Below are 25,968 nucleotides of genomic sequence, written 5' to 3'. Positions count from 1 at the left end.
CCCATAACCACCAATGTCTCTTGTTGCGCGATGTTGGAACGACGAGTCCCGTCCACAACACCGGCCGCGGTGTATGGGTCCCGGCCCCCGTGCGCAATTGCGCACTCGGCCGGGACGACGAATGAGAGAAATGCGACCTTGGGGCGCAACAACGCGAAACGTTGACGCGGCACGACAAAGCATTGCCTCGAAGATTTAGGTCCCGCGCGGTTTCACGCGCCTTGTCGGCATCGCGCTGGCGGGATCTTCCGGCCAGGGATGGCGCGGATAGCGGCCGCGCAGGTCGGAACGAACCGCGGCGTAGCTGCCGCGCCAAAAACCGGGCAGATCGCGCGTCACCTGCACCGGCCGCTGCGCCGGCGACAGCAGTTCCAGCACCAGCGGCACCGCCCCCTTGGCGATCGAAGGATGGATGTTGAGCCCGAACAGTTCCTGCAGCCGCACCGCAATGGTCGGCCCCTGCTCGGCCTCGTAATCGATCGCGAGCTGCGTTCCGGTCGGCGCCTCGAAATGCGTCGGCGCCTCGCGGTCAAGCCGGGCGCGCAATTCCCACGGCAGCAGCGCCATCAGCGCATCGGACAGATCGCCGGCGGACAGATCCTTCAGCGCGGTCTTGTCGTACAGCGCAGGCACCAGCCAGTCCTCGGCACGCGCGGCAAGTGCAGCATCCGACAGATCGGGCCAGCTCTCGTCCTCGGCCTTGCGCAGGAACATGATTCGGTCGCGCCATTGTTTCGAATGCTTCGACCACGGCAGCCGGTCGAGACCCGCCGCGATCAGGCCGTCGGCGAAGATGCGTGCGGTCTCGGCCGAGGGCTGCAGCGACATCGGCGCTTCCGACAGCGTGATCGCGTGCAGCGAGCGCCGGCGGCGGGCGCGCAGCGCCATCGCGCCGCGATCGAACGTCACTTCTTCGACATTCTCGATCTGGTCGGCGAAGCGCTGCTCGATCTCGTCCTGGGTGATCGGTGCCGCCAGCAGGATGCGGCCGCTCGCGGCCGTGCCGGTCAGTTCGGCGACCGCGATATAGGGCAGCCGCGCTAACGCGGACGTCTGCTCGACTGCGGCGCCACGGCCATTGGCCAGTACGAAGCTGCCATTGCCGCGGTTTTTGGCGACGCGGTCCGGGAACGCGAAGGCCAGCATGACGCCGGTGGAAAGATCGCCGCGATCGACAGACACTACCTTTGCGGCCCCCCCTCCCCGGCTCTCCCCCGCAAGGGGGGAGGGAGAAGAAAGTCTCTCAGACCTCTCCACCTGCGAGGCCCAGCGTTCGGCCATGCTGCGCGCGCTCGATGCCCGCTGCGAACGGTCGCGGCGGAACTGGTCGAGCCTGTGGTCGAGATCGACGCTGTCGCCGCCGAGCCCGCGCTCGGTCAGCACCGCGGCGATCTCGGCCGCCTCCTCAGCCGCGCCGAACCGGGCGGAATCCACGATCATGCGCGCCAGCCGCGGCGGCAGCGCCAGCGCGCGCAGGCTCTTGCCCTCTTCGGTGATGCGGCCGTCACCATCAAGCGCACCGAGCTCTGACAGCAGCGACTTCGCTTCCTTGAGCGCCGGGCCCGGCGGGGGATCGAGGAAGGCAAGGCTAGCGGGATCGCTGACGCCCCATTGCGCGAGGTCGAGCACCAGCGAGGACAGGTCGGCGGAGAGAATCTCGGGCGCGGTGTAGGCCGGAAGCGACGCTGTCTGCGGCTCGTCCCACAGACGGTAGCAGACGCCGGGCTCGATGCGGCCGGCGCGGCCGCGCCGTTGATCCACCGCTGCGCGCGAGGCCCGCACGGTCTCGAGCCGGGTCAACGCAATGTCAGGCTCGTAGCGCGGCACCCGCGCCAGGCCGGAATCCACCACGATGCGCACGCCCTCGATGGTCAGTGAGGTCTCGGCGATCGAGGTCGCCAGCACCACCTTGCGCGTGCCTTTCGGCGCCGGCGCGATGGCGCGATCCTGCACGCTCGCATCGAGCGCGCCGAACAGCGGCACGATCTCGATGGAGGCGTCGTGCACGCGTTCGGCGAGGAAGGTCTGGGTGCGGCGGATCTCGGCCGCGCCCGGCAGGAAGGCGAGCACCGAGCCGGCATCGGCGCGCAGCGCGGTTGCGATCGTCTCGGCCATCTGCCGCTCCAGCGGCGCGTCCACCTTGCGGCCGACATAACGGGTCTCGACCGGAAAGGCGCGGCCCTCGCTCTCGACAACAGGCGCATCGCCAAGCAGTCTTGCGACCCGCGCGCCGTCGAGCGTGGCCGACATCACGAGGATGCGCAGATCCTCGCGCAGGCCGGTCTGCGCGTCGCGCGCCAGCGCCAGCCCGAGATCGGCGTCGAGCGAGCGCTCGTGGAATTCGTCGAACAGCACCGCGGCGACGCCGTTGAGCTCGGGATCGTCGAGGATCTGGCGCGAGAAGATGCCTTCGGTGACGACCTCGATCCGCGTCGCGCGCGACACCTTTGAGCCGAAGCGCACGCGATAGCCGACGGTCTCGCCGGCGCGCTCACCGAGCGTCTTCGCCATCCGCTCGGCGCTGGCGCGCGCAGCGATGCGGCGCGGCTCCAGCACGATGATCTTCTTGCCCCTGGCCCAGGGCGCATCGAGCAAGGCCAGCGGCACGCGCGTGGTCTTGCCGGCGCCCGGCGGCGCGACCAGGACTGCGGAATTATGGCCATCGAGCGTGCGGTCGAGTTCATCGAGCACGGCGTCGATCGGCAGCGGGCTATCGAAATGGCGTGGCAAGGACTTTCATCGCGGCAGCGGCTGGGACGGCCTGCGTCCCGTGGTTAACGAACGTCTCTGGTCCCTTTCGGAATCGTCTCGGACTCCTGGCCTCTTAGACCATTCGCCTGTTGCAGGGAACCGGGGAAAGGTCCGGGTTCGGCGGCACATCATTTGTATTGATAAAGGAGAAAGCAACGGATCGGGCCGATGATAGGCACGATCACGCCGGGACAGGACAAGGATGACCACAAACGGCACAGCAGCTGCGACAGATCGTTCCGCCGGGAACGTGGGCGCGCGCGTCGATTGGGTCGACTATGCCAAGGGCATCTGCATCATCATGGTCGTGATGATGCACTCCGTGCTGGGGGTCGAAAAGGCCGCCGACCAGACCGGCTTCATGCATTATGCCGTGATGTTCGCGAAGCCGTTCCGGATGCCGGACTTCTTCCTGATCTCGGGACTGTTCCTGTCGGTCGTAATCGACCGCGACTGGCGCACCTATCTCGACCGCAAAGTGATGCACTTCGCCTATTTCTATGTGCTGTGGGTGACGATCCAGTTCGGCTTCAAGGCGCCGTCGCTGGCCGCCGAGGCGGGCTGGGCCCAGGTCGGGCTCGCGTATCTCGAATCCTTCATCGAGCCGTTCGGCACGCTGTGGTTCATCTATCTGCTGCCGATCTTCTTCGTCGTCACCAAACTGACGCGCAACGTCCACCCGCTCGTGATCTGGCTGATCGCAGCATTGCTGGAGTCGGCGCATGTCGCGACCGGCTGGACCGTGATCGACGAGTTCTGCTCCCGCTTCGCCTATTTCTACACCGGCTATGTCCTCGCCAGTTACGTGTTCGTGCTGTCGGACCGCGCGCGGGCACGGCCTGCGTTTGCGCTGCTCGGGCTTGGGCTCTGGGCGCTCGTCAACGGCAGCCTGGTTGCGCTCGATATCAGCGAATGGCCTGTTGTCTCGCTGGCGCTCGGCTTTGCCGGCGCCTGCGCAATCATCGTGACCGGCACGCTGTTGGCGCGCGCGCACTGGCTCGGCTTCCTGCGCTTCTGCGGCGAGCATTCGATCGTAATCTATCTCGCCTTCTTCCTGCCGATGGCCGCGACACGCACCCTGCTGCTGAAGTCCGGGGTCATCCACGACATCGGTCTGGTTTCGCTGATCGTGACCGCGGTCGGCGTCGCCGGTGCGCTCCTGATCTGGCGGCTGGCGCTGGCGGCGCGGGCCAATTTCCTGTTCGAACGGCCCGATGCGTTCTGGATCGCCCCGAAAAAGGCAGCGCCCGCTTTGCAAGCGGCCGAATAGTGCCGAAAGTCATAGGCCGGATTCGTTCCGACAGAGGCGATTCCGGCCGCTCCAATTTTCCGCGCATTGAAATTACTGGCTTTTTGGTCCCGAATGTTTCGTCGTTGGGCCGCCGACGAAACAATTCTCCCGGTCACGAAACCATTTTCCGCTTTTCGCGCAGACATCCGGAAACGGGCGGTAACTAACAATTCTCCTAACGAAACGCCGCCTAACGGCGAATTGGGAGCCTGTCATGCCGAACGTCATCGCCATCAACACTGCAGCCAAGAAGCACATCGACGCTGCCCGCGCGACCTCGGATGAAATGCTGCTCGCGAGTATCGCCCAGAATAACCGCACCGCGATGCACACGCTCTATGCCCGCCACAATGTCCGGGTTTACCGCTTCGTGCTGCGGATGGTCCGCGACACCACGATGGCCGAGGACCTGGTCAGCCAGGTGTTCCTGGACGTCTGGCGCACCGCGGCCCAGTTCGAGGGCCGCTCGCAGGTTTCGACCTGGCTGCTGTCGATCGCCCGCTTCAAGGCGCTGACCGCGCTGCGCCAGCGCAAGCATGAGGATATCGACCAGGACGACGTGCTGGAGATCGCCGATGGCGCCGACACGCCGGAAACCTCGCTCGATCGCGCCACCACCAGCGAGATCCTGCGCGCCTGCGTGGCCAAGCTGTCGCCGGCGCACCGCGAGATCATCAACCTGGTCTACTACCATGAGAAGTCGGTCGAGGAGGCCGGGCAGATCATCGGTATCCCGCAGAGCACGGTGAAGACCCGCATGTTCTATGCCCGCAAGCAGCTTGCCGACCTCCTCAGGGGTGCCGGCGTGGACAGCGTCGCGGCTTAATCTAACGCAAATTCAGATACTTAGCAGGAGATCGCGCGATTCAGGCAATTGTAGACGAAGCCGAAAAAGTCAGGCGACGAAACAATTGAAACAATCGACGACATCACCCGGAAAAACCCGATCTCTATACCCATATCCAACGACGCAACCGCAACCACTACCAGCTCAACAAGTTTCGACGCTTCTCTAGTTCCAACCTCCCAAGTAGCCTCCAACGACCCGGCCGGGATGCCCCCCAGCCGGGTCGCTCTGTTTTTGGCGCGGCGTCGTGAAGCCGAACTCACCTCGTCTCACACGGACGTGACGTCATTCGCGACGGCTCAGCCGTAACGGCCAGACCGTCCTCGCGAAGACCATCAGGCGTACCCGGCACGGCCTTCTGGCGAGCCGGGAGTGCTGATGGACGGACGACGATGCTCAGCCTTGCCCTAGCCCTGCTTACCGGTGTCGCCACCGTCGCCGCCCCCTGCACCCTGCCGATGCTGCCAATCCTGCTTGGGGTATCGATAGGCCAGACCCGCAAGGCGCGGCCCGCGGTGATCGCGCTCGGCTTCGTGATGTCATTCTCTGCGGTGGCATTGCTGCTGAGCGCGATCACGCGTGCGTTCGATTTCGATCCGAATGTGCTGCGCACCGGCGCAGCCGTCCTGCTCGCCGGCTTCGGCCTCTTGATGATCTGGCCGGCGCCGTTCGAATGGCTGTCGATCCGGCTCAGCGGTGCCGCTTACGGCGCCGGTCAGGCTGCGCCGTCGCAGGGCCTGCTCGGCGGCTTCGTGCTCGGCAGCACGCTCGGCCTGGTGTGGACGCCCTGCGCCGGACCGGTGCTCGGCTCGATCCTGACCATCGTCGCGACCTCGAAGGATACGGCGTGGGCGAGCCTGCAGCTCGTCACCTACGCGATCGGCGCCGCGATCCCGATGCTCGCGATTGCCTATGGCGGCCAAGCCGTCACCACCCGCGTGCGCAGCATGGCGCGGATCGCGCCGCGTCTGCAGCAGGGCTTCGGCGTCCTGATCATCGGCTTCGCTGCACTTTCCTACCTGCAATACGACACGCTGATCGTGGCGTGGCTGACCCAGTTCTATCCCAACGGCCAGATCGGCCTCTGAACCCCACAGGAGATATCGATGCCCGTGCGCTTGCTTGCTGTGTCGGCCCTCGTCGGCGCCCTTGGCCTGGGCGGCGCCGTCATCCCCGGCCTCTGCTCGGAGTTCGACACGCCGGCGAAAGCGGTGCCGGTGGCCGCGGCGATGACGGCCGAACAGAGCCAGACCGCGCCGGAATTCGCCGGCATCAGCAACTGGTTCAATTCGAAGCCGCTGAAGCTCGCCGATCTGCGCGGCAAGGTGGTGCTGGTGGATTTCTGGACCTATGGCTGCGTCAACTGCGTCAACACGCTGCCGCACGTCACCGAACTCTATTCAAAGTACCGGGACCGCGGCCTCGTCGTGATCGGGGTCCACACCCCGGAATTCCCGTTCGAGCATTCGGCGTCCAACGTGCAGGCGGCACTGAAGCGGCACGGCATCCTCTATCCGGTGGCGCAGGACAACAATTCGCAGACCTGGAACGCCTACGGCAACCAGTATTGGCCGGCGCAATATATCATCGACCAGAACGGCAAGATCGTCTTCCAGCACGCCGGCGAGGGGCGGTACGACGAGATCGACCGCACCGTCGCCCGGCTGCTCAGCGCCAACAGCTAGCGCATGATCCGGAAAAGTGGGACCCGGTTTTCCCTAAAGATCATGCTCAAATGGAGATGAGACGATGATGCGATTGCATTCAATCGCATCATCGTCTCGGACAATCCGCCCTGTTTGTCGTCACACCTGGCGTGGTAAGGTCCACGCCAGGTCGGCGACAAATGGTGGATCATGTTCGAAGGCTGGGATGCGGTCGTACTCGCCCGCGCGCAATTCGCTTTCACGATGTCGTTCCACATCGTGTTTCCCGCATTCTCGATCGGGCTTGCGAGCTATCTCGCGGTGCTCGAGGCGCTGTGGCTTGCCACCAAGCGCGAAGTCTACATCAACCTGTTCAATTACTGGCTGAAGATCTTCGCGGTCGCGTTCGGCATGGGCGTGGTCTCGGGCATCGTGATGTCCTACCAGTTCGGCACCAACTGGTCGTCCTTTGCCGACAAGACCGGGCCGGTGATCGGCCCGATGATGGCCTATGAGGTCCTGACCGCGTTCTTCCTCGAGGCGGGCTTCCTCGGCGTGATGCTGTTCGGGCTGTCGCGCGTCGGCCCAAGGCTGCACTTCCTGGCGACCCTGATGGTCGCGATCGGCACGCTGATCTCGGCGTTCTGGATTCTATCGGCCAATTCCTGGATGCAGACGCCGACCGGCCATGCCGTCAATGCCGATGGCCAGTTCGTCGCAGCCGACTGGCTCAAGGTGATCTTCAATCCCTCGTTCCCGTATCGCCTCGTGCACATGGTGCTGGCGGCGTATCTCACCACCTCGCTCGTGGTCGGCGCAGTCGGCGCCTGGCACCTGCTGCGCGACCAGCATCTCGCCGGCCCGCGGGTGATGTTTTCGATGGCGATGTGGATGGCGACGCTGGTGGCGCCGATCCAGATCCTCGCCGGCGACCAGCACGGCCTCAACACGCTGGAGCACCAGCCGGCCAAGGTGATGGCGATGGAAGGCCACTACCAGAGCCACAAGGACGGCGCGCCGCTGATCCTGTTCGGCTGGCCCGACCAGGCCGAAGCGAAGGTGAAATATGCGATCGAGGTGCCGAAGCTCTCGTCGCTGATCCTGAAGCATTCGCTCGACGCCCCGCTCGCCGGCCTCGACACCGTGCCGCGTGAAAACTGGCCGCCGGTGCCGATCACCTTCTGGTCGTTCCGCATCATGGTCGGGCTCGGCTTCCTGATCCTGGGACTCGGCCTGCTCAGCCTCGTGATGCGCTGGCGCGGCATGATGTACCAGTCGCCGCTGCTGCACCGCTTCGCGGTCCTGATGGGCCCGGCCGGCTTCATCGCAGTGCTCGCCGGCTGGATCACCACGGAGACCGGGCGGCAGCCGTTCACCGTCTACGGGCTGTTGCGCACCACCGACTCGGTATCGCCGCTGGCGGCGCCTGCGGTCGGCTCCTCGCTGATCGCCTTCATCATCGTCTATTTCGCCGTGTTCACCGCGGGCGTGATCTATATCCTGCGGCTGATGGCGCAGCCGCCGCATCCCGGCGAGCTTGGCCCGACAAAGGATCTCCCCGCCCGTGCCGCCGGCATCACGCCGGCCGCAGGTGCTGCCGTGGAGGGCGCGCGATGAGCATTCCCATCGACCTCACCACGATCTGGGCCTTCATCATCGCCTTTGCCGTGTTCGTCTATGTCGTGATGGACGGCTTCGATCTCGGCCTCGGCATCCTGTTTCCGGTGTTTCCGCAAAAGGCCGATCGCGACGTCATCATGAACACGGTGGCGCCGGTGTGGGACGGCAACGAGACCTGGCTGGTGCTCGGCGGCGGCGGCATGATGGCGGCGTTTCCGCTGGCCTATGCGGTGCTGATGCCGGCGCTCTACACGCCGATGATCGCGATGCTGCTCGGCCTCGTGTTCCGCGGCGTCGCCTTCGAATTCCGCTGGCGGACCCAGAAGGCGCGCAACAAATGGGACCTCGCCTTCGCCGGCGGTTCGCTGGTCGCGACCCTGGCACAGGGGATCGCGCTCGGCGCCATCGTGCAGGGCATCCATGTCGAGGGACGCCACTATGCCGGCGGCTGGTGGGATTGGCTGACGCCGTTCAGCGTCCTGACCGGCATCGCGCTGGTGATCGGCTACGCGCTGCTGGGAGCGACCTGGCTGGTGATGAAGACCGAGGGCGAGTTGCGTGACCGCGCCTATCATCTGAGCTGGATCCTGCTGATCGCGATGCTGTGCGCGATCGGCGCGGTCAGCATCGCAACGCCGTTCCTGGCCGTGCAGTACACCCAGCGCTGGTTCGCCTGGCCCAACATCATCCTCACCGCGCCGGTGCCGATCGCGGTCGCCGCCGCCACCGCGCTGCTGCTGCGCGCGCTCAGCAACAAGAACGACCACCAGCCGTTCTTCCTGACACTGGCGCTGTTCGCGCTGTCCTATGCCGGGCTCGGCATCAGCATGTACCCGTACATCGTGCCGCAGAGCATCACGATCTGGCAGGCGGCGGCGCCCGCCAACAGCCAGATCTTCATGCTGTTCGGGGTCTCGATCCTGGTGCCGCTGATCCTCGGCTACACCGCCTGGGCCTATTGGGTGTTCCGCGGCAAGGTGCGGCCCGGCCACGGATACCACTGATGCCGCAGGCCCCGAATCAACGGCCGCTCGGCCAGCGCCTGTTGTGGTTCGCGGCGCTCTGGCTCGGCGGCGTCGGCACGGTGACAGTGATCTCGTTCGCGTTGCGACTCTGGATCGCGCCGAAATGAGGCGAATGGCGCGGCACGCCCGGCCCTCAATGACAAAAAACGGAAGCATTACAGTGATATAGTGTGACGCCCGCCCTAAACTTGCCATCAAGCTGCCGCTCAGATTTGATGCTGCCGCGATTTGGGGTCGAGCAACCATTTGGCCGCGCGCCACAAGGAGAGCTTTGCATGACGAAACTTCGTCACCTGGTCTGGATGTTGATCGCCACGGGCGCACTCGTGCTGTCGACGTCGCAAGGCTTCGCCCAGAGCCGCCCCGATGCCGATGAGCCCGGCCTGGTCGCCGACGACGGCTACGAGCTCGATCCGGAATGGCAGAAGCAGGTGGTGTATTACCGGACCAATGAGGCGCCGGGGACCATCATCGTCGCGACCGCCGAGCGCCATCTCTACCTCGTGCAGGGCAATGGCCGCGCGCTCCGCTACGGCATCGGCGTCGGCCGCGAGGGCTTCACGTGGCAGGGCCTGGTCAGCATCACCCGCAAGGCCGAGTGGCCGGACTGGGTGCCGCCGCCGGAGATGATCGCGCGCCAGCCCTATCTGCCGCGCTTCATGGCGGGCGGCCCGGGCAACCCGCTCGGCGCACGCGCAATGTATCTCGGCACCACGGTCTATCGCATCCACGGCACCAACCGGCCCGACACCATCGGCACCGCTGTTTCCTCCGGCTGCTTCCGCCTGGTCAACAACGACGTGGCCGATCTCTATAGCCGCGTTCCCGTCGGCACCAAGGTGATCATCCGCCAGAAGCCCGAACTGTAGCGTCCGATATCCGCCCGTTTCCCCCGATCACTCGCGAGAAAGAACCCATGCGTACATTTCGAGGCGGCCTGACGATCGGGCTCGCGGTCGCCGTGCTGGTTGCGGCAGCCGCCATCACCTATGAGCGTTACGACACCCGCACGCTGAAGCGCACCGTGCGCCGCGGCGACGTGCTGTGCGGCGTCAACAAGGGCCTGCCGGGCTTCTCGATCCCCGACGACAAGGGCAACTGGACCGGCTTCGACGTCGATTTCTGCCGTGCGGTCGCCTCGGCGATCTTCGACGACCCGTCGAAGGCGAAGTTCGTCCCGCTCGACGCCAGCGAGCGCTTCAAGGAGCTGCAGAACCGCAAGGTCGACATCCTCTCGCGCAACTCCACCTGGAGCATGTCGCGCGAGACCAATTACGACCTCTATTTCCCGGCGGTCGCCTATTATGACGGCCAGGGCTTCATGCTGCCCCGCGCGCGCAACATCGATTCCGCGCTCGACCTGAACGGCAGCAAGGTCTGCGTGCAATCCAACACCACGACGCAGCTCAACCTCGCCGACTATTTCCGTGCCAACAACATGAAGTACACGGAGATGAAGTTCGACAAGCTGGACGATGTCGTGAAGGCCTATGATTCCGGCCAATGCGATACGCTGACGTCGGACGCCTCGCAGCTCTACGCGCTGCGGCTCAACCTCTCCAAGCCGAGCGACCACACGATCCTGGCCGACATCATCTCCAAGGAGCCGCTGGCGCCGGTGGTCCGGCTGCGCGACGACGACTGGATGATGATCGTGAAGTGGACGCTCTACGCCATGATCAACGCCGAGGAGCTCGGCATCACCTCGAAGAATATCGACGAGGCGCTGAAATCGAAGAAGCCGGAGGTGATGCGGCTGGTCGGCACCGAGGGCGCCTATGGCGAGGATCTCGGCCTGACCAAGGACTGGGCCGTGCGCATCATCAAGCATGTCGGCAATTACGGCGAGGTCTACGACCGCAACGTCGGCGCCGACTCCAGGCTGAAGATCCCGCGCGGCATGAACCAGCTCTGGAACGCCGGCGGCGTCCAGTACGCGCCGCCGATCCGTTGATCGACAGCGCGGCTTAGACCAGCGCTGTCGCCGCACTCTCAATTGTCATCACCCGCGAAGGCGAATGATCCAGTACGCCGCGGCCTCTCGGCTCAAATACGAACGCCTCTGGAATACTGGATCGCCCGGTCAAGCCGGGCGATGACAGTGTGTTGCGCGGAGATGTCGCCGCCGCTGATCGGCAGCGCGGCCTAGACCACCGCTGTCGCCGCACTCTCAATTGTCATCACCCGCGAAAGCGGGTGATCCAGTACGCCGCGGCCTCTCGGCTCAATAACGGCTGCCTCTGGAATACTGGATCGCCCGGTCGAGCCGGGCGATGACAGTGTGTTGCGCGGAGATGTCGCCGCCGCTGATCGGCAGCGCGGCCTAGACCACCGCTGTCGCCCCACTCTCAATTGTCATCACCCGCGAAAGCGGGTGATCCAGTACGCCGCGGCCTCTCGGCTCAATAACGGCTGCCTCTGGAATACTGGATCGCCCGGTCGAGCCGGACGATGACAGTGTGCGTGTAGCGACGGCTCCCGTGCCTCAGTACCCCTTGCCCTGCGCCAGCTGGTCGGCGTGGAAATTGCTGTCGCCGAACAGCTCCTGGCAGACGCGGGCGCGCTTCATGAAGAAGCCGATGTCGAACTGGTCGGTCATGCCCATGCCGCCATGCATCTGCACGCCTTCCTGGACGGCGAGCGTCGCGGTCGTCCCGGCGCGCGCCTTGGCGACGGAAACCGCATTGCCCGCCTTGTCGAGATCGGCATCGAGCGCCTGCAGCGCCTTCAGCACGGCGGCGCGGGTGATCTCGATATCGATGTAGAGCTCGGCGGCACGATGCTGCAGCGCCTGGAATTCGCCGATCGCCTTGCCGAACTGCTTGCGCTCCTTGAGGTAGGTCACGGTGCGGCCGAACACCTCGTCGGAGAGGCCGACCATTTCGGACGCCACAGTGCCGCGGCCGATGTTGAGCACGCCCTCGAGCAGCCCAAAGCCCTGATCGACCTCGCCGAGCACGCTGTCGGCATTGACCTCGACCTTGTCGAACACGATACGCGCCGCGTTATGCGAGTCGACCATCGCGGTGCGCTCGATCGCGAGCCCCTTCGCCTTCGGATCGACCAGGAACAGCGTCAGGCCGTTCTTCTCGCCGGCGCTACCCGCGCTGCGCGCGGCCACGATCAGAAGATCGGCGGTGTGGCCGTCGACCACAAAGGCCTTGTCGCCGGACAGCTTGAAGCCGTTGCCCGAGCGTGTCGCTTGCAATCTGGTCTGCAGCGGGCGATGCTTTGCACCCTCGTCGATCGCCAACGCCGCGAGCAGCGAGCCGTAGGCGATTTTCGGCAGATGCTGCGCCTTCTGCGCCTCGCTGCCGCCGCGCGACAGCGCCGAGGCCGCAAGCACCGAGGTCGCGAGGAACGGCGACGGCATCAAGGTGCGGCCGATCTCCTCCATCACGATGCCGGCCTCGACGCAGCCGAGCCCGCTGCCGCCGAACTGGTCCGGCACCAGCAGGCCGGAGAAGCCCATCTCCGCAAAGGTCTTCCAGAGCTCGCGCGAGAAGCCCGTAGCATCCTTGCTGTCGCGCAAGGCGCGCAGATGCGCGACCGGCGCCTTGTCGCTGATGAGGCCGCGCGCACTGTCGCGCAGCATGGATTGTTCTTCGGTGAGGACGAGGGCCATGGATCGATTCCGAAATGACGACGATGAATTTTCCAACTGTTGACCCCCCTGCAAGGGGGAGGGTTGGGGTGGGGGTCTGCCGCTTGCTCCGTGCTTGCGGCTTGACCCCCGCCCGTCGCGCTCAGGGAACGCAATTGCGTTCCCGAGCGCGCCGACCTCCCCCTTTCAGGGGGAGGTGAAGATCACGCCCCCGGCAGATCGAGGATGCGCTTGGCGACGATGCCGAGCATCACCTCCGAGGTGCCGCCCTCGATCGAATTGGCCTTGGTGCGCAGCCAGGCGCGCGGACGGGCGCCGCCTTTGGAGCGGTCGCTTTCCCATTCCAGCGCGTCGATGCCGCCCGCCGACATCAGGATCTCGTAGCGCCGCTTGTTGAGCTCGGTGCCGTAATATTTCATCGCCGAGGAGAACGCCGGATGCGATTGCCCCGCCTTGGCGAGATCGACCGCGCGTTCCGCCGCCGCGGCAAGCGCGGCTTCATCGACCTCGAAGCTCGCGATCTGGCTGCGCAGCTGCGCATCGTCGAGCTTGCCCTGCGCATCGGCGCCAACCGAGTCGGCAGCGATCTGGCCGAGCGGACGGCCGACGCCGCGCTCGCCCATGCCCGAGATCATCGCACGCTCGTGCTGTAGCAGGTACTTCGCGACATCCCAGCCGCGATTGACGGTGCCCACGACATGCGACTTCGGCACGCGGACATTGTCGAAGAAAGTTTCGCAGAACGGCGAATAGCCCGAGATCAAGAGGATCGGCTTGGTCGACACGCCCGTTGATGCCATGTCGAAAAGGATGAAGCTGATGCCGTCGTGCTTCTTCGCCGCCGGATCGGTGCGCACCAGGCAGAAGATCCAGTCGGCGTAGTTGGCGTAGGAGGTCCAGATCTTCTGGCCGTTGATGATGTAGTCGTCGCCGTCGCCAACGGCGCGGGTCTGCAGCGAGGCGAGGTCGGAGCCGGCGTTCGGCTCGGAATAGCCCTGGCACCAGCGGATCAGGCCCGCGGTGATCTTCGGCAAATGCTCCTTCTTCTGCTCCTCGGTGCCGTATTTCAAAAGCGCCGGCCCGAGCATAGAGATGCCGAACGAGGTCAGCGGCGCGCGCGCACCGATTGCGGCCATCTCCTGGCGCACGATCTTGGCCTCCTCGCCATCGAGGCCGCCGCCGCCATATTCCTTCGGCCAATGCGGCACGGTCCAGCCCTTGTCGCGCATCCGCTCGAACCAGACGCGCTGCGCGTCGGACGAGAATTTCATGTTGCGGCCACCCCAGAAGGTGTCGCCATCCGAGGTCATCGGTTTGCGCATCTCGGGCGGGCAGTTCTGCTCCAGCCAGGCGCGGGTCTCCGCGCGGAATTTCTCGAGGTCAGCCATGGTGCGTTTCCAGTCAAAATCGACGAATTGGAATCGACCTTAGACCTGCGCGGCCGCCGAATTCAATATGCCTCGCGGCCGCGCCATGCTCTGGCGTCGGTGGTCACCTCGCGTGATCGGGTGTATCGGCGAGACAGGTAACGATTGAAAAACAAGAGGAAACGGACATGCGGCTGAAGCTGCTTTCGCCTAGCGAAATGACCGCCGCCCAGAAAGAAACCTACGACGAGTCGATCGCCGGCAAGCGCGGCGCGCCACCGGCGCCGATGATGGCCTGGCTGAACAGCCCGGAGATGGCGCGGCATGCCACGCGGCTCGGCGAGGTGCTGCGCTTCGACACGATCTTTCCGGCAAAGCTGTCGGAGATCGCGATCCTCGTCACCGCGCGGCACTGGACCGCGCATTACGAATGGTATGCCCACAAGCGCCTCGCGCTGAAGGGCGGCCTCGACCCGAAGATCATCGAGGACATTCGCGTGCGCCGGACGCCGACCTTTGACGACCCCAAGGCCAAAATGATCTACGACGTCGCCAAGGCGCTGCACGAGGGCCACGGCCTGCCGAAGCCGCTCTATGACGAGGCCGTCGAGGTGCTGAGCCAGCGCGGCCTCGTCGAGGTGATCGGCCTCTGCGGCTATTACACGATGGTGTCGATGACGCTGAACGCGTTCGAGTTCGAGCTGCCCGGCGGCGAACTGTCCGAGCTCGCATAGACTCCACCAAGGATGGCGCTTGCGGAAACGCTGCGTTTCCGGATCAGTCGCTCTGGTCCCGGCAAATCCGGCCTATATCATGCGCTGAGGCCTTGCCCCTGACGGCAAGGCATTGACGCCAACGGAGCCAGGCGATGCCGCAAAATCCTCCCATCGTCGCGGGCACGCGGATCGGGCATGTCCATCTCAAGGTCGCCGATCTCGACCGGGCGCTCGGCTTCTATTGCGGCGTGCTCGGCTTCGAGCTGCAGCAGCGCTTGGGCGCGGACGCGGCCTTCATCTCGGCCGGCGGCTATCACCACCACATCGGCCTCAACACCTGGGAGAGCAAGGGCGGCCATCCGCCCCCGCCGGGCACCACCGGCCTGTTCCACACCGCCATCCTCTATCCCACCCGCCCGGCGCTCGCCGACGCGCTGCATCGCCTGCTCTCCGCCGGCATCCAGCTCGACGGCGCCAGCGATCACGGCGTCAGCCAGGCGCTCTATTTGCGCGATCCCGACGAGAACGGCGTCGAGCTCTACTGGGACCGGCCTGAAGCCGAATGGCCACGCAGCGCCGACGGCAAGCTCGCGATGTTCACGCGACGGCTCGACCTCGACGATCTGTTGAAGCAGCGCGCGGTGTAATTCCGCGGCCCGGATAATTTCGTAGCCCGGATCGCGCTTCGCCGCATCCTGCTACAGGTCTTTATTCCCCTTCCCCTGAAAGGGGGAAGGTCGGGATGGGGGTCAGCCGCGGGCTCTGCTGTAAGTGGAGAGAGCAGATCCCGACCCGCTTTGCTCTGCGAGCAAAGCGACCTCCCCTTTTCAAGGGGAGGTGGAAAGGTAGATCGGATGGAGTGCAGCGCAATCTGCGGCTTTCTCGCCAATCGATCGAGCGGTCCCGATTACTCTTCGCTCATCCGGGCTACTTCCCCTTCATCATGATCGTCACCGCTGCGATCAGTTCGAGGCCGATGCAGCCGTAGAACGGCAGCGTGTAGCTGCCGGAGAGATCGTGCAGCAGCCCGATCACGCCGGGGCCGAACGCATAGGTGATCTGGTTGATCGCGGTGATCAGGCTGACCAGCACGCCGAACGCCCGCGGGTCGAATTCACGCTGCACGATCAGCGCCGGCAGCGTGATCAGATTGCCGACCGAGAGGCCAAACAGCGCGCAAGCGGCGATCTGCGCGAGGTCATTATGCACATTGATGATGATCACGAGCGCGATCGCCTGGCTGACAAAGGACAGCGCCGATGCCAGCCGCTGGTTGAGCCGGTCGATCACGAAGGAGAAGGAGACGCGGCCGACCACGGCCATCGCGGTCAAGAGCGCCATCGCCACCGTCGCGCGCTCGCGGCCGATCACCTGGTCGAGATAGGCGATCAGGTGGACGATGAAGCCGACCTGGGCGAACAGCACCAGCGCGAAGGCAATCGAGACCGAGAGGAAGCGGATGTCGCGCAGCGCCCGCGCGCGCAGCTGCGTCGCCGACGGCGCATCGGCCGCGGCTGAAGTCACCGCGTGAAGATGCGCCGGCGGCCGCCCGACGAAGATCAGGATCACCGGCACCATCACCACGATCAGCAGTACGGCGGCCGCGATCATCGCGCCGGAGAAGCCGAACGCGCCGATCCCCGCCACCAGCAGCGGCACGCCGACGATGCCGCCGAAGCTCGCACCGTTCAGCGCCAGGCTGATCGCCATGCCGCGCTTCTTGTCGAACCACAGGCCGAGCGTGTTGGTGATGATACCGAGGCTGGTGCCGGCCCAGCCGAACGCCAATAGCGCATCGGCAAGATAGAGCTGCCAGGGCTCGCGCACCTCGCCGATCGCAACCGCCGCGACCGCCATCGCGAAGGTGCCGGCGATCAGGCAGCTGCGCGCACCGAACGCCTTGATCGCCTCGCTGACGAAGGCAACCAGCGCAGCGCCGAACAAATAGAAGAACGTCGTGCCCGACGAGATCAGCGACGCCGGCCAGCCGTGCAGCCGCTGCAGCTCGGCGACATAGACGCTCTGCCCGTAGAAGCCCAATCCCCAGCCGAAGGTCGCAAGCAGGAAGCAGACGACGACGATGCGCCAGCCCTCGTAACCAAGCGAGGATTCGTCTGATTGCGCGGGCGATGATGCGTCCATTTCTTGCTCTTGCTTCTTCTCACATCGTCATGGCCGGAGTAGTCCGTTCCCACGATGTGAGCAGCCGTGCAAGCCGGTCATTTCGAAACCGATCGAAGTGTCAGCAATTGGCAGGAGCATGATCCGGAAAAGTGCGAAGCGGTTTTCCCTCGCGAAAAACGCGAAGCGTTTGCGCGGAGATCATGCTCAAACAAGAAGCATTAGAGGCTCGGGTTCGGGATTTCTTCCACCGTGCGCAATTTCGCCCGCCGCTTGGCGAATGAGGCGAGCGCCAGCACGGCAAGCCCGAGAAGCACCGGCGGGAACACTACCCAGTTGACGGCGTTCCAGCCGTAATGGGCGAGCAGCTGGCCCGACGAGAACGAGCCGATCGCCATCATGCCGAACACCAGGAAATCGTTGAACGCCTGCACCTTGTTGCGCTCCTGCGGCCGGTGCGTGTCCAGCACCAGCGCGGAGGCGCCAACGAAGGCAAAATTCCAGCCCACGCCGAGCACGAACAGCGTCGCCCAGAAATGCGGCGCCGTGATACCCGACAGCCCGATCATCGCGGCCACCGCCTCCAGCGCCAGCCCGAGCGCGACGATGCGAGGTGCGCCAAACCGCGCGATCAGCGAGCCCGTGAAGAAGCTCGGGCCATACATCGCCACGATGTGCCACTGGATGCCGAAATTGGAATCGCTGACCGACAGCCCGCACATCTTCATGGCGAGCGGCGCCGAGGTCATCACCAGATTCATCATCGGATAGGCGATCACGCCGCACAGCGCCGCGGCGATGAAGCGCGGCTGCCTTGCGATCTCGAGCAACGGGCGGCCGCCATGCAGATCCGCCGCCGCGGGTTTCGGTGCGTCGACGCCCGAGAGCACCGCCATCGCCACCAGCGCGACCAGCGCCTGCATCACGAAGGAGAACGCGAACAGATAAGGCGACCAGATGTCCATGGTCCATTGCACGAGCTGCGGCCCGAGCACACCGGCGAACACGCCGCCGGCCATCACCCAGGACACCGCTTTGGGCCGGAACGCGGCGCTGGCGCCATCGGCCGCGGCAAAGCGATAGGACTGCGCGACGGCGCCATAGAGCCCGCCGAGGAAGGTCGCGCCGCAGAACAGCCAGAACGACGAATGCAGGATCGCCCAGGCACCGAGCGCGCCGGTGAGCGTGCCGCAGAAGGTGCCGACGATGAAGGCGACGCGCCTGCCATAGGCGCGCGAGATCGCGCCGGTCGGCAGCGTGCCGGCGGCGAGCCCGAGCACATACATCGAGAGCGGCACGGTGGCGAGCGAAACGTTCGGCGCCAGCGTCGCGCCGACGATCGAGCCGGTGGCAAAGATCACGGCCGAATTGGCGCCGGTCAGCGCCTGCGCAGCGGCAAGCCGCCACACATTGCTGCGCGCCCGCGCATCGTCGCTCGTCTCCTCCGCAGCTGTCACGTCGATCATCGGTGGTCCCGCACTGAAGCCCCGGCGGGAGCCTCCAACGCCGGCACTATGGAGAGCCGGTGCAGGCCGATCAACCGGCGCAAACGAACGTACGCCATGCGGGAGGCGCACAAGAGAGCGCACCGCCCTCGTGCGCTATTGCAGGGCCGACACTTCTATCAGTCCCGTCATCCTGAGGAGCGCGGAACGCGCGTCTCGAAGGATGCACGGCCACCAGCCGGGCCGTCGACCCTTCGAGACGCGCGCAAGAGCGCGCTCCTCAGGGTGACGGTGAAAGAGCAGATGGCGGCTCGAGAGCAAATCTTCTACCGCACCGGCTTCTTGCCCGGACGCTTCTCGGCGCGCAGCGCGCCGGTCTTGTGCACCTTGGAGCGCGGCCCCACGAGGTACGGCTTGTGAACGTGCCATTCCAGCGCAAGCGTCGCGGCGAAACCGAAAAAGCTTGAACGGCTCATGCCAAGTCCGGCGGCATGCTTGTCGATCCGTGCGATGAGGCTCTTCGGCAGATAGACGTTGACGCGCTCGGACGGGTCGGGCGGGTCGACGCCGACCATGAAGAAGGCGGCGACGTCCGAGCCCTTCGGCGCCACGATGCGCTCGATCGGGGTCGGCTCCGGCAATGGCTTGCCCTGCTCGACCCAGCCGTCGACGGTCTGCGCCAGCGCATGCTCGGCGCGCTCGATCGCGTCTTCCTGCGATCGCCCCGCGGCAACGCAGCCCGGAAAGTCCGGAAACCATGCCCCGAATGCGCCGCGCGGCCCGCGCTCCAGCACGGCCGGATAAAGCCGTCTCTTCATTCTGGCCTCCGTTATCAGGGTATGCTATTTCACACACCCCAATGTGTCAAATAACACAACGAGACGCAGAGGAGAGCAGACATGGACCGGCAGGCCGAACTCCGCATCATCCGCGCCGCCTATGCCAAGCAGATCATGGCTGCCGCCGCCGTCAGCGACACACGCGTGGCCGCGGCCTTCGCCGCCATTCCGCGCGAGGACTTCGTCGGCCCGGGACCGTGGATGATGCTGCGATGGTGGACCCGCGACTATGTGCCGACGCCCGATGCCGATCCAGTCTATCTCTACACCAACGATCTGGTCGCGCTGTTGCCCGGGCGCAGTCTCAACAACGGCCAGCCCTCGCTGCACGCCCATCTCATACACCAGGCTTCGCCCGCCGCCGGCGACCATGTGGTGCATGTCGGAACCGGCACGGGCTATTACACCGCACTCCTCGCGCATCTGGTCGGACCGACCGGCCGCGTCACCGGCATCGAATACGATCCGGAGCTTGCGGCACGCGCCCGTGTCAATCTTGCTCCCTGCCGGAATGTCGAGATCATCGAGGGCGACGGCACGCGTGTCGCGTTCGATTCGGCCGACGTGATCTACGTCAACGCCGGCTGCACCCGGCCTGCCGCGCGATGGCTCGACGGCCTCGCCGACGGCGGTCGCCTGATGCTGCCGCTGACGTCGGATCAGGGATTCAAGGGCGGCGCGCCGGAGCAGGTGGCGCGATCCGGTGCGGTGTTCCGCATCCGGCGCGAGGGGGCAGGCTATCAGGCGTCCTGGATATCACCGGTCGCGATCATCCCCTGCGACGGCGGCCGTGACGAACCGTCCGAAAAGGCGTTGGCCGAAGCCTTCGCCCGCGGCGGCTGGCAGAAGGTGACGCGGCTCCATCGCGATGCCGACATTCCCGACGAACGCTGCTGGCTGCGCGGGGATAGCTGGTGCCTCGCCTATAGTTGATCCACACGCGATGTTCGCCACACGACGCGCAATGGACAGCAAGCGGGCGTCCGCGTAGATCAAGTATGATCGTCAAGCTCCCCCTATCATCGTCGATGGAGTCAGCTGTGTCCCCAGACGAAAGGCCCACTCTCGCCGCTCCTGACGATGATCCCTATCTGTGGCTGGAAGATATCGAGGGAGACCGCGCACTCGATTTCGTTGAACGGCAGAACCGGCTGACGCTGGAAAAATTCGGCGGCCCGCGATTTGCGGCTGACCGCGACCTGTTGGCCGCGATCTACGACCGGCCGGACAATATCCCTTACGTCACGCGCCGCGGCGGACTGCTCTACAATCTCTGGAAGGACGCGAACAATCCGCGCGGCCTGTGGCGGCGGACGACGCTTGAGGAGTTTCGCAAGCCGAACCCCGAATGGGAAATTCTGCTCGATATCGACAATCTTGCCATCGAGGAAGACAAGGACTGGCTGCTGAGCTGGACACATGCGCCTCCCGAAGCCGGTTCGCGCGCGATCGTGAGTCTGTCGCGCGGCGGTAGCGATGCCACCACGCTGCGCGAATACGATCTGGAAGCGAAGAGCTTCGTCGTTGACGGATTTGTGCTGCCGGAAGCAAAGAGTGGCGCCGAATGGGCCGAAGCCGATACGCTGCTGCTGGCGAGCGTGGTTGGCGAAGGCATGGCCACGACCTCCGGCTATGCCCGCACCGTCAGGCGCTGGCGCCGTGGCGAGGCCGTCGAACAGGCTCCGGTGATTTTCGAGGTACCCGCCGACCATATGGCAGCATATTGCGGCGGCGACCGAACTGGGCCCAGTCCCCGCATCTGGTTCACCGATCGCATCGACTTCTTCAATCTCAAGGTCTGGCTCGGCGACGAGACCGGCGCGAAAACCAAGCTCGATCTGCCGACCGACATCTGGCTCGAAGCGCAGCAGGACTGGCTGGCGGTCAAGCTGCGCTCGGCATGGACCGTGGCGGAGAAGACCTATGCGGCCGATTCCGTGCTCGGCATATCGCTGTCGGCCTTTCTCGCAGGCGATCGCCATTTCACTGTCGTGTTCGAACCGGGCGCGCGGCGCGCGCTGCAGGGATTTTTCTGGACCGACGGCGTACTGGTGCTGTCGATCCTGGATGAGTTGCGACCGGTTTTCGAACTCTGCACACCCTCGGCAAATGACTGGACCCGCCGGAATCTGCCTGGGCTTCCCGAGATCGGGGTGGTCGATGTCTGGCGCCTTGATGTGCACGAGTCCGAGAGCAACGGCGACATGCTGGCCAATGTGCAGGACCCGCTGACGCCGCCCTCCCTGATGCTGGTCGACGGCGTCGCGAGCCCGACGCTGTTGAAGCAGGCGCCGAAGACATTCGCCGCCGACGGGCTCGTGACCACCCAGCACGAGGCCATCTCGGTCGACGGCGAGCGCATCCCCTACGTGCAGACCGGGCCTGCGACCGAGACCGGCGACGCTCCGGTCTATATGAGCGCCTATGGTGGCTTCGGCCTCGCCGTGAAGCCCTATTACAGTTCGGCGCTTGGCAAGCTGTGGCTGGAGCGCGGCGGCACCACGGTGCAGGCGAACATCCGCGGCGGCGGAGAGTTCGGCACACGCTGGCACGATGCCGGCCGCAATGCTGGCAAGCGGTTGGCGCATGATGACTTCGCCGCGGTCGCTGCCGATCTGGTCAGACGCGGCGTGACACGCGCCAGCCGGATTGCCGCGGAAGGTGGATCGAACGGCGGCATCCTGATCACCAACATGCTGACGCGCTATCCGGAACGGTTCGGCGCCCTGTTCTGCACGATTCCGCTGATCGACATGCGCCGCTACACCAAGCTTCTCGCCGGGGCGAGCTGGATCGCGGAATATGGCGATCCCGACAAGCCGGAGCAGTGGGACTGGTTGCAGACCTACTCGGCCTATCATGCGGCGAAGTCAGGACAGCACTATCCGCCGATCCTGATCGCCACCACGAGGCGCGACGACCGCGTTCATCCCGGACACGCGCGCAAGATGACGGCCAAGCTGCAGGCGATGGGACACGAGGCCTATCTCTACGAGCCCGCCGCCGGCGGCCATGGCTACGGCAAGGACAACCGGGAACGCGCCGCCTTCATCGCACTCGGCTACACCTTCCTGAAGGACAAGATCGGCTGGATCGACAACAGCGCCTGAGCGCGGCTACTTGCGCACGAACATCAGGATCATGTTGTTGGACGGCATCTCGAATGTACCGGCCAGCTTCAGCCCGACGCTCTCCGCAAGCTTCTCGACCTCGGCGATATCGCGGACGCCCCATTCGGCGTCGCGTTCGCGCAAGGAGGTGTCGAACACGGCATTGCTGAGCGCGGTGTGCTTGCCGTCGCGCTTGAACGGGCCGTAGAGGAACAGCCGGCCGTCGGAGCGCAGATGCTGGGCGGCGCCGGCGAACAGGCCCTCGGCGACGCGCCACGGCGCGATGTGGATCACGTTGGCGCAGAAGATCGCGAGCAGTTTGTCCGGACCTTTGCCGTCGGATGGCGACCAGGCCGGATCGGACAGATCGATCGGTTGCGGCGGCTGGATGTTGGCAAGCCCGGCATGCGCGCGCCAGGCAGCGATGCTGCGCAGATGGGCCGGATGGAGGTCGCTCGGCCACCAAATGATGTCGGGCGCCTGACCCGCGAAATACACGACATGCTGGCCGGTACCGCTGCCGGCTTCCAGCACGTCGCCGGACTGGCCGGCGAGGAAGCGTTTCAGGACCGCCCAGATCGGTTGATGGTTGCGGTGGAACGCTGCCGCGTCGAGCCGCCCATCCGCCTCGACCGGCTGGCCATCCTTGCCGAACTCTACCACGAACTCCGCCACCGCTTCTCTCCCTCACGCCAGCCGCTTGTGAACCGTGCACGTGCCATCGGCAAGAGCGGAACCCGCATCGCATACCGCCCAACCCGTCATCCCCGCGCAAAGGCTTCGCCTTTGTCGCTGGAGGTGCGAGCTCTTGCAAGCCTCGAAGGATGCACGGCCACAGTCGGGCCGTCGACCCTTCGAGGCTCGCTCAACGGCGCAATTGCGCCGCAAGGCTCGCGCCTCCAGCGACAACGGCGGAGCCGTTGCGCGGGGGTGACGGGCGCTATTTCGTGTCGGCGCATGCGCCATAAAGCGCATTAACCGCCCTCTGCCTCGCAACCATTCTCCACATTGCCAGCCGATGGCCTTTGTGCTTTCCACTCTTTATATTGCGATGGGATCATCGAGATAGAAGCCCGGGAAACGTCCTTGATCGCCACTTTCTCCAAGCCAGCCTTCGTCCTGGCGCTGCTGGCAGGTGCCGCCATGGCGGTGCCCGCGCAGGCCCAATCCGCCGCCGAGGGCCAGAAACTCGCCTTCGACCGCGGCAAGGGCAATTGCCTGACCTGCCATGTCATCAAGGGCGGCGACCTGCCCGGCACGATCGGCCCCGAGCTGACCGGCCTCAAGGCGAAATACAGCCGCGATGAGCTGGTCGCGATCGTGACGGACGAGACCAAGCGCAATCCGCAAACCGTGATGCCGCCGTTCGGCCGAAACCGGATTTTGAGCGAGAAGGAAATCAACGCGGTGGTGGACTTCCTGCAGACGTTGTGACGCCGCGACCGCCGCTTGAGGAGATTTTTTCGATGAACATCACGACCAGCGAATTCTTCAAGACACGCCGCCTGCTGCTGAAAGGCGCCGGCGTCGCCGCACTGATCGGCCTCGGCGTCATTCCGTTCGACGTGCCGCAGGCGCTCGCCGCCGCCAATGACAAATATCCGGAAGACGCGTTCAAGCAGAAGAGCGAGGCCGACGCGATCAAGGCGCTCTACGGCAAGACTGCCGAGCCCTCGGACAAGGTCAAGATGGACGCGCCGGAGATCGCCGAGAACGGCGCTGTGGTGCCGATCTCCGCCACGACGACGCTATCAGACGTCACCTCGATCTCGTTTCTGGTCAGCGAGAACCCGATCTCGCTGGTCGCCTCGTACAAAATTCCGGCCGGCACGCTGCCGACGGTCGCCAACCGCATCAAGATGGCCAAGACCAGCAACGTTACCGTGATCGTCGAGGCCGGCGGCAAGCTCTACAGCGCCCAAAAGGAAATCAAGGTCACCGTCGGCGGCTGCGGCGGCTGAGTACGCATGATCCGGACCCAGAGGGCCACGTTAGTGCAAAGTGGGAACCGGTTTTCCGATAAGATCATGCGCAAACAATAGGAACAAAACCGATGGCATCGAGCATTCGCGTGCGCGCCACGTCAAACGGCGACACCACTGAGGTGCAGGCGCTGATCCAGCATCCGATGGATTCCGGCTTCGTCAAGGACGCCAAGGGCGAGATCATTCCGCCGCACTTCATCCAGGTGCTGACCTTCGAGTATGACGGCAAGCCGGTGTTCGTCGCCGACTGGGGCGGCGGCGTCTCCAAGGATCCCTACGTCAAGTTCGCCTTCAAAGGCGGCAAGAAGGGCGACGATCTCAAGGTCAGCTGGGTCGACAACAAGGGCGCGACCGACACCGCCACGGCGAAAATTCAATGACGCGGCGCTTCGCAATCCGCACTCTAGAGCGTTTTCGAGCGAAGTGGACGCCGGTTCGCGTGAAGAAAACGCGTCCAAACAAAAATCTGGTCGCAACGCTTGCGCTCGGCGTTCTGGCGTGCGCTCCGGCGGCGCGCGCGGCCGACACCGTCGATCCCGCCGCCGACAAGGCCGCGTTCCAGAAATTCTTCACCAGCAAATTCCCCAAGCTGAAGCTCGAGGATTTCGTCAACGGTCCCTATTCGATGAATGAGGACCTGCACAAGCAGTGGCTGGAGAAGGAAGAGTTTCCGCCCTACGAGTTCTCGCTCGAAGCCGGCAAGGAGATGTTCTCGACGCCGTTCAAGAACGGCAAGACCTACGCCGACTGCTTCCCGAACCAAGGCATCGGCATCCGCCAGAACTATCCCTATTTCGACGAGAAGGAAGGCAAGGTCGTCACGCTGGAGCTCGCGCTCAACCGCTGCCGTGAGGCCAATGGCGAGGCGCCGTTCTCCTATGTGAAGGACGACATGGCGGCGCTCACCGCCTACATGGCCTTCACCTCGCGCGGCAAGCCGATGGATATCAAGATCCCGAACGATCCGCGCGCGCTGGAGGCCTATCAGAAGGGCAAGGAGTATTTCTACACCCGCCGCGGCCAGCTCAATTTCTCCTGCGCCACCTGCCACATCCAGAGCCCGGGCGAACGGATCCGCGCCGAGGTGCTGGCGCCGGCGCTCGGCATCCTGAACGCGATGCCGATCTACCGCTCGGAATGGTCGGGCATGGGCACCACCAGCCGCCGCTTCACCACCTGCAACAGCCAGATCCGCGGCGTGCCGCTCAATCCGCAGGACGACGAGTATCGCAACCTCGAATATTATCTGTCCTACGTCAGCAACGGCCTGCCGATCTCGGGTCCGGGAGCGCGGCCATGAGAACCATCTTCACGGCATCAGCCCTGCTGCTCGCAACAGCGACGGGTGCCCTCGCCGCCTCCGAGGCTGACTACAAGGCGGCCTATGCCGCGGCCGAAGCCGCCAACAAGGAAGCAGGCAGCCTGCGCAACCAGTGGACCACCACCGCCGCGACGCTATCTGCCGCAAAAAAGGCCGGTGAGGCTGGTGATTTCGACACCGCCGTCGCCCAGGCCAAGGAGGCCGAGGCACTGGCAAAGGCATCGATCTTCCAGGCCGCCAGCGAAAAGGAACGCTGGAAGGACATGGAAATTCGCTAAAG

Annotated in this window: 25 protein-coding genes; 18 read left to right on the top strand and 7 right to left on the bottom strand. The window is 65.0% G+C overall.

Going from position 1 to position 25,968, the window contains the following annotated elements; genetic code table 11:
* Positions 1-195: 195 nt before the first annotated feature.
* Entirely contained in the window at positions 196-2,730 is a 2,535-nt protein-coding gene (hrpB, locus tag G6P99_RS04030; protein ID WP_029083610.1) for an ATP-dependent helicase HrpB, read from the bottom strand.
* Between the two features lie 223 nt (positions 2,731-2,953).
* Here hrpB and G6P99_RS04025 point away from each other — a divergent pair, with 223 nt between their 5' ends.
* The 9 genes from G6P99_RS04025 to G6P99_RS03985 all read left to right on the top strand — a co-directional run bounded on the left by G6P99_RS04025 (position 2,954) and on the right by G6P99_RS03985 (position 11,134).
* Positions 2,954-4,021 carry an acyltransferase family protein gene (locus G6P99_RS04025; protein WP_029083609.1) on the top strand — a complete coding sequence of 356 codons (1,068 nt, stop codon included), beginning with the start codon at positions 2,954-2,956 and terminating at the stop codon, positions 4,019-4,021.
* Between the two features lie 235 nt (positions 4,022-4,256).
* Positions 4,257-4,868, top strand: coding sequence for a sigma-70 family RNA polymerase sigma factor (locus G6P99_RS04020; RefSeq protein ID WP_165127332.1), 612 nt, complete (start codon positions 4,257-4,259; stop codon positions 4,866-4,868).
* A 413-nt stretch (positions 4,869-5,281) separates the two neighbouring features.
* On the top strand, positions 5,282-5,977 hold the full coding sequence (locus tag G6P99_RS04015; protein ID WP_029083607.1) for a cytochrome c biogenesis CcdA family protein: 696 nt from the start codon (positions 5,282-5,284) through the stop codon (positions 5,975-5,977).
* Between the two features lie 18 nt (positions 5,978-5,995).
* Positions 5,996-6,574, top strand: coding sequence for a thioredoxin family protein (locus G6P99_RS04010; RefSeq protein ID WP_029083606.1), 579 nt, complete (start codon positions 5,996-5,998; stop codon positions 6,572-6,574).
* 171 nt (positions 6,575-6,745) lie between these two features.
* Entirely contained in the window at positions 6,746-8,152 is a 1,407-nt protein-coding gene (locus G6P99_RS04005) for a cytochrome ubiquinol oxidase subunit I (RefSeq protein ID WP_029083605.1), read from the top strand.
* Positions 8,149-9,159, top strand: coding sequence for a cytochrome d ubiquinol oxidase subunit II (gene cydB, locus G6P99_RS04000; protein WP_165127330.1), 1,011 nt, complete (start codon positions 8,149-8,151; stop codon positions 9,157-9,159). Before G6P99_RS04005 ends, cydB begins: the two co-directional genes overlap by 4 nt.
* A complete protein-coding gene (locus G6P99_RS03995) occupies positions 9,159-9,287 on the top strand; it encodes a DUF2474 domain-containing protein (protein ID WP_156928837.1) in 129 nt (42 codons plus the stop codon). Before cydB ends, G6P99_RS03995 begins: the two co-directional genes overlap by 1 nt.
* 168 nt (positions 9,288-9,455) lie before the next feature.
* Positions 9,456-10,049 (top strand): L,D-transpeptidase, encoded by a 594-nt coding sequence (locus G6P99_RS03990; RefSeq protein ID WP_029083603.1) that lies wholly within the window; start codon positions 9,456-9,458, stop codon positions 10,047-10,049.
* A gap of 47 nt (positions 10,050-10,096) precedes the next feature.
* Complete coding sequence (locus G6P99_RS03985) at positions 10,097-11,134, top strand: amino acid ABC transporter substrate-binding protein (protein WP_029083602.1); 1,038 nt, start codon at positions 10,097-10,099, stop codon at positions 11,132-11,134.
* Positions 11,135-11,665: 531 nt separating this feature from the next.
* Here the strand turns inward: G6P99_RS03985 and G6P99_RS03980 are convergent.
* Positions 11,666-12,805, bottom strand: coding sequence for an acyl-CoA dehydrogenase family protein (locus tag G6P99_RS03980; RefSeq protein ID WP_029083601.1), 1,140 nt, complete (start codon positions 12,803-12,805; stop codon positions 11,666-11,668).
* 182 nt (positions 12,806-12,987) lie between these two features.
* Positions 12,988-14,172 carry an acyl-CoA dehydrogenase family protein gene (locus G6P99_RS03975; protein ID WP_029083600.1) on the bottom strand — a complete coding sequence of 395 codons (1,185 nt, stop codon included), beginning with the start codon at positions 14,170-14,172 and terminating at the stop codon, positions 12,988-12,990.
* 167 nt (positions 14,173-14,339) lie between these two features.
* Between G6P99_RS03975 and G6P99_RS03970 the strand changes: the two genes are divergently transcribed.
* Entirely contained in the window at positions 14,340-14,885 is a 546-nt protein-coding gene (locus tag G6P99_RS03970; RefSeq protein ID WP_029083599.1) for a carboxymuconolactone decarboxylase family protein, read from the top strand.
* Positions 14,886-15,019: 134 nt separating this feature from the next.
* Positions 15,020-15,514: a VOC family protein gene (locus G6P99_RS03965; RefSeq protein WP_165127328.1), complete on the top strand. Its 495-nt coding sequence runs from the start codon at positions 15,020-15,022 to the stop codon at positions 15,512-15,514.
* Positions 15,515-15,794: 280 nt separating this feature from the next.
* On the opposite strand, the gene G6P99_RS03960 is transcribed toward G6P99_RS03965, so the two are convergent.
* The 3 genes from G6P99_RS03960 to G6P99_RS03950 all read right to left on the bottom strand — a co-directional run bounded on the left by G6P99_RS03960 (position 15,795) and on the right by G6P99_RS03950 (position 19,251).
* The gene (locus G6P99_RS03960) at positions 15,795-17,009 is read right to left on the bottom strand and encodes an MFS transporter (RefSeq protein WP_029083597.1); all 1,215 of its coding nucleotides are present in this window, start codon (positions 17,007-17,009) and stop codon (positions 15,795-15,797) included.
* Between the two features lie 200 nt (positions 17,010-17,209).
* On the bottom strand, positions 17,210-18,454 hold the full coding sequence (locus tag G6P99_RS03955; protein WP_029083596.1) for an MFS transporter: 1,245 nt from the start codon (positions 18,452-18,454) through the stop codon (positions 17,210-17,212).
* A 305-nt stretch (positions 18,455-18,759) separates the two neighbouring features.
* Complete coding sequence (locus tag G6P99_RS03950) at positions 18,760-19,251, bottom strand: type II toxin-antitoxin system HicB family antitoxin (RefSeq protein ID WP_029083595.1); 492 nt, start codon at positions 19,249-19,251, stop codon at positions 18,760-18,762.
* An 81-nt stretch (positions 19,252-19,332) separates the two neighbouring features.
* Between G6P99_RS03950 and G6P99_RS03945 the strand changes: the two genes are divergently transcribed.
* Together G6P99_RS03945 and G6P99_RS03940 are read left to right on the top strand one after the other, a co-directional pair.
* Positions 19,333-20,205 (top strand): protein-L-isoaspartate O-methyltransferase family protein, encoded by an 873-nt coding sequence (locus G6P99_RS03945; protein WP_165127326.1) that lies wholly within the window; start codon positions 19,333-19,335, stop codon positions 20,203-20,205.
* A 107-nt stretch (positions 20,206-20,312) separates the two neighbouring features.
* Positions 20,313-22,382, top strand: coding sequence for a prolyl oligopeptidase family serine peptidase (locus G6P99_RS03940; protein ID WP_029083593.1), 2,070 nt, complete (start codon positions 20,313-20,315; stop codon positions 22,380-22,382).
* Between the two features lie 6 nt (positions 22,383-22,388).
* Here G6P99_RS03940 and G6P99_RS03935 read toward each other — a convergent pair whose 3' ends face one another.
* Entirely contained in the window at positions 22,389-23,057 is a 669-nt protein-coding gene (locus tag G6P99_RS03935) for a DUF938 domain-containing protein (protein WP_029083592.1), read from the bottom strand.
* A 468-nt stretch (positions 23,058-23,525) separates the two neighbouring features.
* Between G6P99_RS03935 and soxX the strand changes: the two genes are divergently transcribed.
* The 5 genes from soxX to G6P99_RS03910 all read left to right on the top strand — a co-directional run bounded on the left by soxX (position 23,526) and on the right by G6P99_RS03910 (position 25,966).
* The gene (gene soxX / locus G6P99_RS03930; RefSeq protein WP_051346599.1) at positions 23,526-23,816 is read left to right on the top strand and encodes a sulfur oxidation c-type cytochrome SoxX; all 291 of its coding nucleotides are present in this window, start codon (positions 23,526-23,528) and stop codon (positions 23,814-23,816) included.
* 32 nt (positions 23,817-23,848) lie between these two features.
* On the top strand, positions 23,849-24,343 hold the full coding sequence (gene soxY / locus G6P99_RS03925) for a thiosulfate oxidation carrier protein SoxY (protein ID WP_029083590.1): 495 nt from the start codon (positions 23,849-23,851) through the stop codon (positions 24,341-24,343).
* A 92-nt stretch (positions 24,344-24,435) separates the two neighbouring features.
* The gene (gene soxZ, locus G6P99_RS03920; protein WP_029083589.1) at positions 24,436-24,747 is read left to right on the top strand and encodes a thiosulfate oxidation carrier complex protein SoxZ; all 312 of its coding nucleotides are present in this window, start codon (positions 24,436-24,438) and stop codon (positions 24,745-24,747) included.
* Positions 24,748-24,833: 86 nt separating this feature from the next.
* On the top strand, positions 24,834-25,667 hold the full coding sequence (gene soxA, locus G6P99_RS03915; protein WP_029083588.1) for a sulfur oxidation c-type cytochrome SoxA: 834 nt from the start codon (positions 24,834-24,836) through the stop codon (positions 25,665-25,667).
* Positions 25,664-25,966 carry a hypothetical protein gene (locus G6P99_RS03910; RefSeq protein ID WP_029083587.1) on the top strand — a complete coding sequence of 101 codons (303 nt, stop codon included), beginning with the start codon at positions 25,664-25,666 and terminating at the stop codon, positions 25,964-25,966. The genes soxA and G6P99_RS03910 overlap by 4 nt, the downstream gene beginning before the upstream one ends.
* Positions 25,967-25,968: the final 2 nt, after the last annotated feature.

This window comes from Bradyrhizobium sp. 6(2017) (assembly GCF_011058295.2).
GTDB lineage: Bacteria > Pseudomonadota > Alphaproteobacteria > Rhizobiales > Xanthobacteraceae > Bradyrhizobium > Bradyrhizobium septentrionale.
Note: the sequence above shows the minus strand (reverse complement) of the source record. Positions and strands in the feature narration are given on the sequence as shown.

Excerpts from the sequence above, each read along its gene's own strand:
- G6P99_RS04025 (WP_029083609.1), top strand. The coding sequence starts at position 2,954 with ATGACCACAAACGGCACAGCAGCTGCGACAGATCGTTCCGCCGGGAAC.
- G6P99_RS04020 (WP_165127332.1), top strand. The coding sequence starts at position 4,257 with ATGCCGAACGTCATCGCCATCAACACTGCAGCCAAGAAGCACATCGAC.
- G6P99_RS04015 (WP_029083607.1), top strand. The coding sequence starts at position 5,282 with ATGCTCAGCCTTGCCCTAGCCCTGCTTACCGGTGTCGCCACCGTCGCC.
- G6P99_RS04010 (WP_029083606.1), top strand. The coding sequence starts at position 5,996 with ATGCCCGTGCGCTTGCTTGCTGTGTCGGCCCTCGTCGGCGCCCTTGGC.
- G6P99_RS04005 (WP_029083605.1), top strand. The coding sequence starts at position 6,746 with ATGTTCGAAGGCTGGGATGCGGTCGTACTCGCCCGCGCGCAATTCGCT.
- cydB (WP_165127330.1), top strand. The coding sequence starts at position 8,149 with ATGAGCATTCCCATCGACCTCACCACGATCTGGGCCTTCATCATCGCC.
- G6P99_RS03995 (WP_156928837.1), top strand. The coding sequence starts at position 9,159 with ATGCCGCAGGCCCCGAATCAACGGCCGCTCGGCCAGCGCCTGTTGTGG.
- G6P99_RS03990 (WP_029083603.1), top strand. The coding sequence starts at position 9,456 with ATGACGAAACTTCGTCACCTGGTCTGGATGTTGATCGCCACGGGCGCA.
- G6P99_RS03985 (WP_029083602.1), top strand. The coding sequence starts at position 10,097 with ATGCGTACATTTCGAGGCGGCCTGACGATCGGGCTCGCGGTCGCCGTG.
- G6P99_RS03980 (WP_029083601.1), bottom strand. The coding sequence starts at position 12,805 with ATGGCCCTCGTCCTCACCGAAGAACAATCCATGCTGCGCGACAGTGCG.
- G6P99_RS03975 (WP_029083600.1), bottom strand. The coding sequence starts at position 14,172 with ATGGCTGACCTCGAGAAATTCCGCGCGGAGACCCGCGCCTGGCTGGAG.
- G6P99_RS03970 (WP_029083599.1), top strand. The coding sequence starts at position 14,340 with ATGCGGCTGAAGCTGCTTTCGCCTAGCGAAATGACCGCCGCCCAGAAA.
- G6P99_RS03965 (WP_165127328.1), top strand. The coding sequence starts at position 15,020 with ATGCCGCAAAATCCTCCCATCGTCGCGGGCACGCGGATCGGGCATGTC.
- G6P99_RS03960 (WP_029083597.1), bottom strand. The coding sequence starts at position 17,009 with ATGGACGCATCATCGCCCGCGCAATCAGACGAATCCTCGCTTGGTTAC.
- G6P99_RS03955 (WP_029083596.1), bottom strand. The coding sequence starts at position 18,454 with ATGATCGACGTGACAGCTGCGGAGGAGACGAGCGACGATGCGCGGGCG.
- G6P99_RS03950 (WP_029083595.1), bottom strand. The coding sequence starts at position 19,251 with ATGAAGAGACGGCTTTATCCGGCCGTGCTGGAGCGCGGGCCGCGCGGC.
- G6P99_RS03945 (WP_165127326.1), top strand. The coding sequence starts at position 19,333 with ATGGACCGGCAGGCCGAACTCCGCATCATCCGCGCCGCCTATGCCAAG.
- soxX (WP_051346599.1), top strand. The coding sequence starts at position 23,526 with ATGGCGGTGCCCGCGCAGGCCCAATCCGCCGCCGAGGGCCAGAAACTC.
- soxY (WP_029083590.1), top strand. The coding sequence starts at position 23,849 with ATGAACATCACGACCAGCGAATTCTTCAAGACACGCCGCCTGCTGCTG.
- soxZ (WP_029083589.1), top strand. The coding sequence starts at position 24,436 with ATGGCATCGAGCATTCGCGTGCGCGCCACGTCAAACGGCGACACCACT.
- G6P99_RS03910 (WP_029083587.1), top strand. The coding sequence starts at position 25,664 with ATGAGAACCATCTTCACGGCATCAGCCCTGCTGCTCGCAACAGCGACG.